This window comes from Tannerella forsythia (assembly GCF_001006485.1).
Classification (GTDB): Bacteria; Bacteroidota; Bacteroidia; order Bacteroidales; family Tannerellaceae; genus Tannerella; species Tannerella forsythia.
Window position 1 is genome coordinate 1 of sequence record NZ_JUET01000028.1, and the last position, 13,721, is coordinate 13,721.

The 13,721-nt window shown below is 43.4% G+C and carries 8 protein-coding genes and 2 pseudogenes; 5 read left to right on the top strand and 5 right to left on the bottom strand.

The features are described 5' to 3' along the window. Positions 1 to 154: 154 nt before the first annotated feature. Positions 155 to 736 carry a hypothetical protein gene (locus tag Tanf_RS01015; protein ID WP_140230646.1) on the bottom strand — a complete coding sequence of 194 codons (582 nt, stop codon included), beginning with the start codon at positions 734 to 736 and terminating at the stop codon, positions 155 to 157. A gap of 417 nt (positions 737 to 1,153) precedes the next feature. On the opposite strand from Tanf_RS01015, the pseudogene Tanf_RS01020 reads away from it, so the two are divergent. Further along, positions 1,154 to 4,967, top strand: a pseudogene (locus tag Tanf_RS01020) (helicase-like domain-containing protein); the annotation flags it as partial. Between the two features lie 376 nt (positions 4,968 to 5,343). Here Tanf_RS01020 and Tanf_RS01025 read toward each other — a convergent pair. Together Tanf_RS01025 and Tanf_RS01030 are read right to left on the bottom strand one after the other, a co-directional pair. Then, positions 5,344 to 6,048: a TetR/AcrR family transcriptional regulator gene (locus tag Tanf_RS01025; protein WP_021679037.1), complete on the bottom strand. Its 705-nt coding sequence runs from the start codon at positions 6,046 to 6,048 to the stop codon at positions 5,344 to 5,346. Positions 6,049 to 6,058: 10 nt separating this feature from the next. Then, positions 6,059 to 7,288, bottom strand: coding sequence for an aminotransferase class I/II-fold pyridoxal phosphate-dependent enzyme (locus Tanf_RS01030; RefSeq protein WP_021679038.1), 1,230 nt, complete (start codon positions 7,286 to 7,288; stop codon positions 6,059 to 6,061). Positions 7,289 to 7,580: 292 nt separating this feature from the next. On the opposite strand from Tanf_RS01030, the gene Tanf_RS01035 reads away from it, so the two are divergent. The 3 genes from Tanf_RS01035 (at position 7,581) to Tanf_RS01045 (ending at position 11,280) form a co-directional block, all read left to right on the top strand. Continuing rightward, positions 7,581 to 10,010 (top strand): DVUA0089 family protein, encoded by a 2,430-nt coding sequence (locus tag Tanf_RS01035; RefSeq protein WP_046824585.1) that lies wholly within the window; start codon positions 7,581 to 7,583, stop codon positions 10,008 to 10,010. A gap of 10 nt (positions 10,011 to 10,020) precedes the next feature. Further along, entirely contained in the window at positions 10,021 to 10,548 is a 528-nt protein-coding gene (locus Tanf_RS01040) for a hypothetical protein (RefSeq protein ID WP_014226283.1), read from the top strand. 84 nt (positions 10,549 to 10,632) lie between these two features. Beyond that, on the top strand, positions 10,633 to 11,280 hold the full coding sequence (locus Tanf_RS01045) for an HAD family hydrolase (protein WP_046824586.1): 648 nt from the start codon (positions 10,633 to 10,635) through the stop codon (positions 11,278 to 11,280). On the opposite strand, the gene Tanf_RS01050 is transcribed toward Tanf_RS01045, so the two are convergent. Together Tanf_RS01050 and Tanf_RS01055 are read right to left on the bottom strand one after the other, a co-directional pair. Next, positions 11,273 to 12,712 (bottom strand): RNA-binding domain-containing protein, encoded by a 1,440-nt coding sequence (locus tag Tanf_RS01050; RefSeq protein ID WP_080948515.1) that lies wholly within the window; start codon positions 12,710 to 12,712, stop codon positions 11,273 to 11,275. The genes Tanf_RS01045 and Tanf_RS01050 overlap by 8 nt on opposite strands. A gap of 79 nt (positions 12,713 to 12,791) precedes the next feature. After that, a pseudogene (locus Tanf_RS01055) lies at positions 12,792 to 13,381 on the bottom strand (IS1595 family transposase); the annotation flags it as partial. Positions 13,382 to 13,508: 127 nt separating this feature from the next. Here Tanf_RS01055 and Tanf_RS01060 point away from each other — a divergent pair. Next, the coding region (locus Tanf_RS01060) for a DUF4372 domain-containing protein (RefSeq protein ID WP_046824587.1) at positions 13,509 to 13,721 on the top strand (213 nt) is incomplete at its 3' end.

Consider the following 13,721-nt stretch of genomic DNA (forward strand, 5'->3'; position numbering starts at 1 on the left):
GGATAGGATATGAAAAGAAATAAATTCAATAAAGTTTGGTTTTTATTATCATGAAGAATTTTTTTGATGGCAACTTTACTATACACTGTGTATAATAAAACGGATAAAGTTGTAATTATTACAAATTTCGACGGATTGATTCTTTTTTTCATTTTCATCTATGGTTTAGATTTCTTTTTATAGTTTCCAATAAAAAGACTAGCGATTTATTATAGTCTTTTTCTTCCAATCCTATTTGAGAGAAAGTTTTTCGAAGCATTATTTCTACATCTTGATACTTATCCAACGTAGTGTCATAAGTTAGAGATTGGTTTAAATATAAATTTATAGCCTTATCTTCTAAAAATTTTGTCAAATAAAAATCTTCCTCAGATAATTTTCTCTGCTCTACAATATTATTGTCATTTGCTGCTTCAGCACCAACTGTTTTTACGGCAAAATGTACCCAAAAAGCGACTTCTACGACAGCTACAGTTGCAACAGCAAAATAAATAGCTAAAGCAATAGCGCATATCGGGGAAAGCTCTGCATCAATGTCAATCGCTGAACGCATATCGGATACCATTTTCATATTCCTAAAATCTTCTGATTCCAATAATGTATTTAACTTTTTTATAGAATTGGATTGTAAAAGACCTTTATTTTTTAATATTTCTAAGAATAATTTGAAATCTTGCCTATTTATTGCATTCAGAATATCATCACTACCAAGAGCAAACAATAAGTGGTTCCCCAATGTCCATTCGTTACAATTCTTGTTCGTAGCCCCCTATCTGTTGCGTACTTAATACATCTAGCTAATCTTTGAATTCCGATTAAAGTGCATTCGCCTCCGGTAAATACAACTGTTTTAAGAGATGGGAATTCCCTTACGGATAAGTCTATGTAATATATTATATCCTCATATGTCATTTTCTTACTTTTTACCGGAGAGCAGTTGAAACAACAATTAGGACAAGCACTTGTACACTGATAGGTAACTATCAATGATAGTGTGTGAGGTTGAATGAGCTTTATGTTTAAATCTAAGAAAGCCATTTTATCTACACAGTTTTTAAGATGCAAATTATAATTCACAAATAATATTTTTGCAAATGTATAAAATTTAATCGTTATTAAATGCTATATAAAAATAAATAATATCAATCTGCAATTCGGCCCCATCGGCTTGCTGTATGCCCAACTTGCGAAAATAAGCGCTCTATATCGACTTACGCGACACCTACCACCGCCTTTATGATTACGAAACGACCCGGGAGATCGAAGACAAAGAAACCCGAAACCGCCTGAATACCCTGTACGACCGTTTCGTCGGCGCTTACGGACATCTCAACGCCCGTAAAAACGCCGAACTTCTGCGTATGGATACCGGCTGCTCCGACATCTTCTTTCTGGAGCGAAGCCGGGACGGGCAGTATATCAAAGCCGACATCTTCGACCATCCGACGGCTTTCAGCCAAACGGCGCTCCGGACGGCGGAGACTCCGTTGGAGGCCTTATCCGCTTCGCTGAACAAATACGGAGAAGTCCGTCTCGCCTATATGGCCTCTCTTTTGCCGGAACAGGAAGAAGACGAGATTGTCGCCGCACTCGAAGGTCGTATATACTATCATCCCATAGAGCGAGGTTATCAGATCGCCGACCGGTTTATCTCCGGGAATGTCATCGAAAAAGCGGAAGAAATCGAACAATGGGTGTTACAGCATGGAGAGAACGAAGCTGTCAAGAAAAGCCTTTCGGCCCTGAAGGCAGCGATTCCGACACCCATTCCGTTTGCCGATCTGGATTTCAATTTCGGAGAACGATGGATTCCGGCAGGCATTTATGCCCGATTCGCGTCGGAACTCTTCGAAACCGAGGTTCATATCGGATACAGCGCACCGGCCGACGAGTACACGGTCAAAGCTCCGACGAAGAATCTGAAAATATCTCATACTTATGCGGTCAAAGGCGAGTTCAAAACCTACGACGGAATCAATCTGATGAAACATGCGCTTCACAATACCATTCCCGATATCAGCAAGTCGAAAACGGTTCTTGACAAAGAAACCGGAAAAGAGAAGCAGATCAAAGTACGGGACGGGGATGCCATCCAGCAGGCCAATACAAAGATCGAAGAGATGCGGGAGCAGTTCAGCGCATGGCTTATCCGGCAGCCCGACACCTTCAAGGAAAAGCTTGCCGACCGCTACAACCGGCTGTTCAACTGTTTCGTAAGACCGCAGTACGACGGCAGCCATCAGACCTTTCCGGGTCTGGACGTAAAGGCATTGGGATTCGACGATTTGTACAAGAGCCAGAAAGATGCCGTATGGATGCTCAAGATGAACGGTGGCGGCATCTGCGACCATGAGGTGGGAGCCGGCAAAACGATGATCATGTGTACAGCCGCTTACGAGATGAAACGGCTCGGTCTGGCGAACAAACCGATGATTATCGGCCTAAAGGCCAATGTGTACGATATTGCCGCCACATTCAGCAAAGCCTATCCCAATGCACGTATTCTCTATCCCGGCAAAAACGACTTCACCGTCCGAAACAGGGCAAGGATTTTCAGCGATATCAGGAACAACGACTGGGATTGCATCATCCTGACCCACGAACAGTTCGGAGCCATTCCCCAATCGCTCGAAATACAGGAGGGGATTTTTCAAAAAGAACTCGACTCGGTGGAAGAGAATCTGGAAGTGCTCCGTCAGCAGGGACGGGAAATTTCCGGACGAATGTTGAAAGGGTTGGAAATCCGGAAAAAGAATCTGGAGGCCAAACTCACCCGGATTGCCGACGACATCGCCGAACGGAAGGACGATACGATCGATTTCAAACGGATGGGAATCGACCACCTTTTTGTGGATGAAAGCCACAAATTCAAGAACCTGACTTTTACGACCCGTCACGACCGGGTAGCGGGGCTGGGCAACAGCGAAGGCAGTCAGCGTGCCCTGAACCTGCTCTTTGCCATCCGCACCATTCAGGAACGCACGGGCAAGGATTTAGGGGCGACCTTCCTTTCGGGAACGACCATTTCCAACAGTCTGACCGAGCTGTATCTGCTGTTCAAATACCTGAGACCGCAAGCGCTCGAAAAGCAGGGAATCGGAACGTTCGACGCATGGGCAGCCGTCTTTGCCAGGAAAAGCACCGACTATGAATTTTCGGTGACCAACGAGATTATCCAGAAGGAGCGATTCCGCACCTTTATCAAAGTCCCCGAATTGGGAGCGTTCTACGCCGAAATCTGCGATTTCCGCACGGCGAAGGACATCGGGATCGACCGTCCGGAGAAACATGAAATTCTGCATCACATTCCGCCGACGCCCGAGCAGGAAGCCTTTATTCAAAAGCTGATGGAATTTGCCCGTACCGGTAATGCCGAGCTATTGGGTCGGGAGAAGCTCTCCGAGCGGGAAGAAAAGGCGAAGATGCTTATCGCCACCGACTACGCCCGCAAGATGTCGCTCGACATGCGGATGATCTCTCCTTCTTACGAAGACCATATCGACAACAAGGCTTCGCACTGCGCCCGACTGATCCACGATTATTACCGGAAATATGAACGGGAGAAAGGTACCCAGTTCGTTTTCTCGGATTTAGGCACGTACAAGCCGGACGAGTGGAACGTTTACAGCGAAATCAAACGAAAACTGACCGATGATTACGGCATCCCTGCGTCGGAAATCCGTTTCATTCAGGAATGCAAAACGGAGGCTGCCAAGAAAGCGATGATCGTGGGCATGAATGCCGGCAGCATACGTGTCCTGTTCGGCTCCACCGAAATGCTCGGAACGGGCGTCAATGCCCAGCAGAGGGCTGTGGCGGTGCATCATCTTGATACGCCCTGGGTGCCCAGTGCTCTGGAGCAACGGGATGGCAGGGCAATCCGCAAAGGCAATGAAGTAGCCAAGTTCCATGCCGGGAACAAGGTCGATGTCATCATCTACGCCGTGGAAAAGTCGCTCGACAGCTACAAGTTCAATCTGTTGCACAACAAACAACTTTTCATCAATCAGCTGAAGACAAACTCCCTCGGAAGTCGAAGCATCGACGAAGGTGGCATGGACGAAGCAACAGGCATGAATTTTTCCGAATATGTAGCCGTACTATCCGGTAATACCGACCTGTTGGAGAAAGCCCGGTTGGATAAGAAGGTGATGGCGATGGAGAGCGAGCGAAAGAACTTTCTTTACGAAAGAGATACGGCACGTTCGCAACTGGCGAAACTTCAGGGCGCAGTCGAGTTTCATGAGAAGAAGATCGCCGAAGCCGGGAAAGACCGGACGGTTTTCGAGGAGCAGGTAAAGAAAAACGAAGACGGGACATACCAAAACCCGATACGGATCGATGGAGTGGAAGAGAGCAGGGATATCAAAACGATCGCCCGCAGGCTGAAAGAGTACGAAGAGAAAGCCCGGACAGGCGGTGAGCACATGCCGATCGGCGAATTATACGGCTTTCAATTATCCGTCAAGAGCGAAGCCTCCATGAAAGAGAGTTTCGACTTCGTGGATAACCGGTTCTTTGTGAAAGGTTGTGGCAGCATCTATTATACTTACAACAACGGACATTTGGCAGAAGACCCCAAACTGGCCTGCATGAACTTCCTGAATGCCTTGGAGAAGATACCCAGAGTCGTCGAGAGTCACCGGAAAGAACTGGCTGCGACACAAGCCAAGATACCGACGTTCGAAACGATGGTTTCTGCCGTATGGAAGAAAGAGGAGGAATTGCAAGAGCTGAAGAGACAGGCCGCGGAGCTGGATCGCAAGATCGCCCTTTCGCTCAAAAAAGAGGACAACAGCGAAGTGAAACCGGAAGAAACGGTCGCTCCCGATGCGACAATCGCAGTCGATGTGCCCTTACGGGAGGAGTTAAAAAGGGAACGGTCTTCCGAGCGGAATCATACCGATTGGAAAGAAATACGGGAGGATGAAAAAATCAAACCCAGCATAAAGCCCGGAAGGTGGTGAAAATCTTATCAATGTGACAAGATTGAATATTCAGTAGGTAAATCTCATACAACAATCTTACATACCTTAGTGATACAGCAGAAGATTACGGATGATGGGGCTTGGCTTATATTCAACGACTTTTCATAGTAGGATTATTACGTACCCTTTCATCTCATGCATCTCATTGACTCAGGTTTGTTTTTACTTGCACATACCCGTTTTAAGACATTATAATATATATATAATAATGAATATCCGTGTTTATACCTAAAAAATCCCCTGAATTTACTGAATTACAATAAGTTATTGCGACAAACCAAACTGTTTGTAAGCTGTTATTTATCAGGGAAATATATTTATCTTAGGTATATATGCGAACATTCATTATATAATACTAAAAGATCATTGTCTTGCAATGCTCAATATCTTCAGAGGTCAAACCCTTTTCTGTTAGAAAATCACAGAATTTCTCTCTCTGCTGGGCTATACGATGCCGGATAAAAATAAGATGTCCAATATCTTTAAGGGTCTTTTTGATTCTCTCATCTCCAGATTCAGTTGAATAATCAATACCGCAAAACGTAGAAATATCTTTATGCAGGATTAAATAATATATTGCAGAGATCAGTATACTTGTTGTACATGCAATATCAAACTTTGCCATATCGAACTGTCCCACATAATAGGCCATTAAACCCAGATTAAGCCGTTCTCTCAGATTGGCAAATTCCTTTGCGGTTTCATTCTTTGTCAATTCCCATAGAAGTATCTTTTGCATGACCACGTTGTTTTTCAATTCTGTGTATAGATTGATCAGCGTTTCTACATAAAAAGTTTCGTCTTTCTCTGTCGACAAGGAAGTGAGGTCTATTAAACGGCGAAACCAAAAATCATACCGTGACAGAAATTCTTTTATCACATTTTCCACACTTTCATATCTTCGATAAAAAACATTCGGTTTTACATTTGCTTCGCTGATGAGGTCAACCAATGTTATTTCATCAATATTTCGCGTTTGAAGCATACGCTCAACCGCAGCTATTAGGTCTGCATCTATTTCTTTGACAGACCTGCGTTTCCGTTTATCTCCTTGTACCATATTCGTCTAACTATAATATTCTATTCAATGCGTCTGCAAAATTAAGTATATCTTCTTCCGTGTGCGTGGCTAAAATACCAGCTCTTATCCTCGGGTCATTTTCTTTTACTGCCGGATAAAGTATACCCGGAGCGAAGAAACCTTCACGAAGAAGTTCCGAAGAAGTTTCTTTGATATATTTTTCTCTGTTTTTGGGTCTTAGAGGAAATATGGCCGATTCCGTTGCACCAAAACTGATGTTTTGTTTTAACAAAGCTTTTTTGAAAAGTCCTATATTTTCCCATAAACGCTTTTGTCTGGTAGAATCCTTATCCATGATTTCAAGAGCTTTCAATGCAGATGCAGTAGCTTGTGGAGTTGGGGCCGCCGAGAAAACCGAATTCGGGACAAAGTATCTCAGGTAAGAAATTAATTCTCCAGATGCACAGACGAAGCCTCCGACAGTACCAAATGATTTGCTAAGAGTACCTGTCAGTATATCGACATTACCTTGTCCGTGAATAGCATAATGTGAAAGTGTCCCTCTACCATGTTCTCCTAAAACTCCGATTCCATGAGCATCATCAACCATCAAATATGCTCCATGTTTTTTTACTATTTCAATAATTTCAGGCAGTTTTGCCAAATCTCCCTCTTGGGAATACACTCCATCAATAATTACTAACCGGGTTCTGTATCTGGCATTAAATCGTTTAAGAACAAAGTCCAAATAATCAGGATCATTGTGCCCTATATACTTCGTATTAGTGGTGTGAAGACCGCTTAGAGCACTTGCATGAATAGCCGTATCAATAAACGCTATATCTTGCTTACCCATAAGAGTTTGAAGAACTCCTTCATTGATCCCGAATCCGGAGGAGCAAATAAGTGCATCTTCATATCCCAAAAAAGAAGCAATGCTTGTCTCCAAAGCTCTATGAAGTTCCGTATATCCACCAATGATAGATGCAGCGCAGCATCCAGTTCCATACTCTGATAAAGCAGCGATGCCTGCTTCAATTGTTTCCTGACATGAAGAAAAACCTAAATAATCATTAGAAGCAAAATTTATGTATTCTTTGGTCTGTAGGCCAATTTCCGGGATTGACAATGTGATACGAGACCCGATATTAGATTGCGATTTGGTGAAATATGTCAGATACTTCATCTCTTCGCTTTCCTTTGTATATGCAGAAAACTGTTTTGCTCTACTCTTTATATCCCCTGAGCTCAAAACCCCGAAGTCCCTTATATTAAGCATGTTATAGTCATTCTTCAAACCCACAAAACACTGATAGATAATTTGTATTATCTTATTAAGGTGTTTTTGTTTGCCTATATTGTATTCTTACTTATCTTTGTAGGCGCAAAGATAGTTCTTTGATGTGGGTTTTCAATATCCCTTGATAGGTTTCTTTTAGAAGTTGTTATAGAGATTGTTTTTAGCCAGAAAAAGGCAAGACATATTTTATAGCATCACTCATAAATAATAGTAAGACACATGAAGAGAAGGGAAAATCAATATAAATACTAACCCCTAAAAGAGTAAAAAGATGAAAAAGTTATCGTTACAGAGTATTGGACTATTTTTCGCTGCTGCTGTTCAGACGGTATTTCTGACAGGGTGCGAAAACCGGTTTGACTTGGAGGACATTCCGCAAGAAGCGGAAATCCGGACACGCTCGGCCGTAGGCGAGACGGATAACGGCAGAGAATACCTGGGCCGTAATTTTTACCTGACAAGTTCGGATGAAGTGGTTTCGGACAGTCGATCCGGAGCAGAAAGGAAAATGCTGGCCCGTACATTTAACATTCAGACCGGTTCTGTGGGGAGCAATTACTTAGGTGTACACGTCATGGCATGTTATACCGATAAGGATGGAACATTGCAGCAAATCGAAGTGTGGGTTAATGACGAATATGCCGGAGAGCTTGACATTCGTAAAGCCGAATGGGATTTTGTTACGCTCAAGGATGGAAAAACAGTCCGGCTGCGTCAAGGAGCCAACAAAATTACTTTCTTGTCCTCTTTGCCGTATTTTCCCGAAATAGACGCTATTCAAGTTGAATCGGCGCGGCAGGCACTCATAAAAGAAGATCCTCAGTATAATGCCTTTATCGCTCTGCTGAAACAACAGCAGAATGCTTCGACGAGCAAGTTGGAGCAGGAAGAAATCATCCGGATGACATCGGAGAGCGATGACGGTCTAAGTGCTTCTTCCCGCTCTGTGGGCAGGTCAGCTTATGACCAGAGCTGGAATTGGCAAGTGACCCCACGCGAACTCAGTAATCCCGACGGAAATTACAGGCACCTGGTTTGTGTTCCGGTTACTTATACTTATCATCGCAAGCTGTCATTGAGCAGCGGAACGCATACATTTATGACCACTCCCATCGAAGGAGACAGCTATTACACCGTCGATCCGGTTATGTATTTATACAAAATCGATGATCCTCACAACCATACGTATTATAATGATGATGCCTCCGGGCTGGGACGTCACGCCCAAATAACTGAAACATTGCCTGCCGGAGAATACTATCTGGTTATCCGGGCATACAGCAGTTATTATGCCTCTACTACGACGGGAAGACAAGGTTTGGTCAATGTCTTCCAGGATGGTTATATTCTGAATTCACAATGTCCGATAGCCGGTTATTCCGTGGATGTCGATTCTCCGAACACGGGTATCATCAACTATTTTACAGCGTACACGACAGGTATAGCAGAGTTCTTTCTGGAAGAAAAAGGAAGCAAAAAAGTGAAATTCTTCGGCGAATCCTATTTCTACGTTCCCCCCATGGAACAGATGTGGTTCAACGATGCACGCGTGAGGTTGACGAAGCCATCGAGTCAGGCCCGATACAATATGATTATATCTTCCGTAGGTGCTTTCGGTGCTTATTACGGCAACTGCGACGTGTATGGTTCCTGCCAGCAGGTAATGTCCGGAGACTTGGTTGCCAACAGTTTTCCCAACTTGATGGTAAACGATGGCATATACAGTAGCGGAGGAGAGACCAACGTATATAACTGCGCGTCATGGGCCGGAGGCTTAACATACGGCTGGACGTGGGGAGGCATCTATGAAAGCAATACAAGTCCCTATTTGGTTGGTCCTTATTACGGCGATCCTAACGTATGGAGCAGTTGGGACGCTTTCTTTGCCAACAACCCGCAACGATATGCCGGCGCGACTGTATACACACGTGAAAATGCCGATGCAACCAATGGAGAAGTAGCCGTATGGTCCTATAACGGAAACATAAGCGGAGTTACTCATTTCTCGTGCAGAGGTACAGCCAATGACCATCCGCACGGTTACGCATGGGAAAGCAAACCCGGAGCACTCAGAAGAATCTTTCACCCGCGCGATGCTCTTAGAGGTCAAGGCATGTATTCGTATGGTCAAGTGTTCGCTTATTATAGAGATGCTAATAAGCCGGCCGGTCCTTATCCCAATCCCGGTTTGAGGAAAAATTCTTCCCAATCCATTTCTTTCGAAGAATCGGTACGGAGAGGTTTGACGGTGATTGAAAAGGTGGAACTTACTCCGGTCGAAAAAGAAACGTTCACACGGAAAAGCAAAGAGAAAGGGTTGACTGCAAACAATCCCGAAATAAGAAAGCTGTATGAGGCCTGGGACAAAAAAATCTCTTCTCAATATGCTCATATCAGCAACCCGTATGTGCTTATGGAGATTCAGGAAGGGAAAAACCTGATCGCATATTGCCGGGAAAAACAACAGGAGGCTCTGGTATTCTTTATCAACCTGTATTTTAACGATAGTCGCGAGACTGCCACCAAGGCAGTGTCCCACTATATGTTTTGCGTAATATTTTCAGAATATGGTGCAGAAATCGAGGCGATAAAAAATGATTGGAGACGTAATCAGTACAATCAAAAGGGAGCTTATATCGCACCGGTTCCTGAAATGTTCGTGAAGAAATTCGCAAAAAGATTGTTTAATAAATTATTATAGGAGGAATTGTATGATGAAAAAAATGTATGTATTTATTTTATGTCTGATCGTTTTCGCCGGTTGCAGCCAAACGGACAATGAACCGGCTACCGAAGGGAAATCTTTGATAACGGCCGTCACAAGGAGCGGCAATGTGGAAGGGATCGTCTCGGAATATGAAACAGCATCCGATGATGAATCACAATATGGTTCGATTTCTGCAAGGCTCGCTTTCACGGGAGACGATATCGAATGGTTCAATCCGAGAACACGGGAAATTAGATTCAGAAAGATCAACTCTATTCCAGTCTACGCACGAATAGAGATGAAGGTAGGGGAAGAAACGGTCTTTACGATTGTTGCGCATATAAGTGATGCTGTCAATCGGGCGTACAACAATCTTGTGTTATTTTATGACATGGAGAAGAATGCCTATTTTCTGAACGATAATTGGCCGGATTATTGGGACCCGGAGGGTACTCGCCGGAATGCGGAGAAAAGAGCTCCCGGATGGGCTAAATTCCTAAAGCAATTGAAGAAGGAAGGCAAACTCAAATGATTTAATCATTTTCCTGTAGAGAGAGAGGATGCGGCTCCCTTGCATCCTCTCTCATTTTATTGAAGCATTAACACAAAGAACAAGATGCAGGATCAGGTTATCATTTGCGACTTGGACAACACGATATTCGATACTTCGAGCATCGATCCCGAGTTGTTTGCGTCGTTGCTTCACAAAGCAACCGATTATTTATCAGGACGCTTTACCGCGGAAATCATCCTCTCGATCATTCAAGACATCGTATCCAATCCGTTCGACAGGGTATGCGAGAAGTACGGATTGCCCAAATCAATGATATTACCTGTCTTGGATGAATTGAACGGTATCTCTCTGGAGCATTCTGCCATGGTGCCGTATGAGGATTATGCCGCTTTCAGAGCGATACCGGCATATAAGATTTTGGTGACTACCGGATTCAAAAGATTACAAGAGGAAAAATTGAGAAAACTGCAGATAAGTCAAGACTTCGACCGGATAATCATCAACGATCCCGTCTATGCGAATTCGAGCAAACTGGATATCTTCCGTGAATTAAGCAGGGAATTGGACCTAAAAGACCGAAAGACGTATGTGGTGGGCGATGATCCCGCTTCCGAAATAAAAGCAGGACGGGAGTTGGGATTTACAACCGTCCTGATGGTCAGAAAGGAATACCTTTCCAACCCCTACACCGATTATATTGTCTCCTCTTTCGAGGGTTTGAAAGATCTTTTGGGAGATGATATCATTTGATTGTTTCCTTCGTTCGATACTTCTGGTTCTTACTTTGGGGCTTTTCAGGAATGGTCATTTCGATCTTTTCCTGCTCTAATAAAGGACGGAGGTATTTCTTCTGAAAATGATCGCGGTTTCTTAAACCCACAAACTCCATCATCTCTTCTCTGCTGCGAGGCGTTTGGCAAAATGAAAGTAGCAAGGCGATTTTATCATGTATGGTATCATGTATGGTATCATGTATGGTATCATGTATGGTATCATGTGGGGTAACAGACTCAGAACGATAATTAACGTTCGGAATAGTCAGGAAGAAGTCATTCTGTTTATTCACAAGGAAAAACGGCTTTTTTTCTTCCGTATAGCCATAAAGATTCTTCGTTGCTTCAAAGATTTTCTTTATCCCGCTTCCCCGACGCTCCATATACCTTAGCCGGCTGAAAATGTCAGCTAATATCGGATTACGCCTTTTAGAAATATAAGAACCGTCGCTCATGGGCTCCAATTCTCCCCCTCCATAGATTCCCCCGGGAGATGAGATAACTAAACGGTCGTCATACATTTCCACATGAACTTCAGTTCCTCGAAAATCATACGTCCTATGGATAAGAGCGTTCACCACGCCCTCAAAATAAGCACGTTCGGCATAGTCGGGTTTCTCCACTCTTCCATTAGCTGTTTTAGTCCATCCTTTGCGGGTATTTCTGCGAATAAACTCAGTGGCACTTTTTAACAAGTATATCAGATTGCCACTATATTCTGCATCATCCGTCGCATCTTCATGCACTGATCCTCTTTGCAACCCACTCCAGCGTGTACAGAAGACTCTGCTGTCAGGTAACGGACATTGGTCGGCAAAAAGCAATCCGGCGTTTGTCAAACGACCATCTTCTACCGCCAAACCGAAAGAAACATAGTCGCTATCTGACATATGCTGATTCAAGGTATGCAAATATGTCGCCTCCAACAATGTAAAACTATAATCTGTGCGCAGTCTCTCCGTTATTTGACTGTCATATGTTTCGTTTCTTCCTTTCAGTATAAGCTCATTGAGCTGATAATCGGTTGCCGGAACAGACTCGTCTCCCATACGTATATATGCTGTATGGTGATGATCGTGAACATAGTAGAAAGGAGTATGTTTTCCGGAATCCACTCTGACAGCCAGAATATCTTTTCCTTTCTGTTGCAGGGGGATGCACTCAAAAACCGGACGCGGGGTGATACGAGCCACAATCAGCTCTGTAATTTTGCTGATTGTCAATTGAATATCCTGTATGCCAATTATCCGGCGCGTGCGATCTTCCACACCGAAATAGAGCGTTCCTCCTATTCCGTTGGCAAAAGCGCTTACACTTTTCAGCCAGCTTTTGGCATTTTTAGTCTCAAGCCGTTCTTTGAAGTCACTGTCACCTGATTCGGCTACAGCAATATCCGTTATTTCCCTCATGTGCCTATTTATATATCGGCAAATATACTCCAAATAAATGAAAATATTTTTTGCGATAGGATTTATTAATATAAAATGATTATCCGCACTTATACCTAAACTCATTTCTATAGCTTACACAAGCAACCAGCAATCTTCCAAAGAGAGCTTCTCCCAAATATCGGCGATTAAACTTGTAACAGAATTCATCTAAGTAATTTTGTAAGAATTCGGGTTTGATGTCATGGAACGTATTTATCAACTGTCTCTTGGCATTGCTGATGGCGATATGAACCCAGGGTAAGACCTCGCCCACTTTCTCTTTGGGGATAACCTGAGAGTGGTGTCTCTAGGTACAAAATCTTTCAATTCTACATAAGAGGTAGAATGATCCGTGTCGATTTGATTAGCTCCGGAAGCTAACTGCTGAACCGCTGCATTAATGGTCTCTTTTTTCAAGTCATCGATTACTTTCATTTTCAAATAGCCGACTCTTCGTGGTTTTTGACCGGTTTTCGGAAATTCAACCATTTCACTTTCTGCCATAACTAAAACTTTGCTTTTCTTTTGACTGCCACGTCCACGCTTCAAGGGTTTATCTTTTTCCTCTTGACTCATCTCTGTGGAAAAATAACCCTCATCCAATTCTATACAACCTGCAAGGACATATTCATCATCTCTTTTACCCATGCATTATTGTCCACTAAAAATCGCTAAGTGTTCTTTTAGATCATTGATATTTAGATAATTGTAGAGAAAATCCGAGAAAACGGACTTGAATTGGCAAGGAGCACAATCTTTTTTCATATCTTATGATATGTTTAAAGATAAGTATGTATTCACTCAACTTACATCCTTCTTGGATAGAAGTAAGTTTAATCGTATTGTTGCCAAGTATCAAGTCGACAAATACGTCAAGTCCTTCACCTGTTGGAATCAACTCCTCGCTATGATGTTTGGCCAGCTTTGTAATCGTGAAGGTCTTCGAGACCTCATAGTTGCATTGCAAGCACATCAAGAGAAGTGGTAC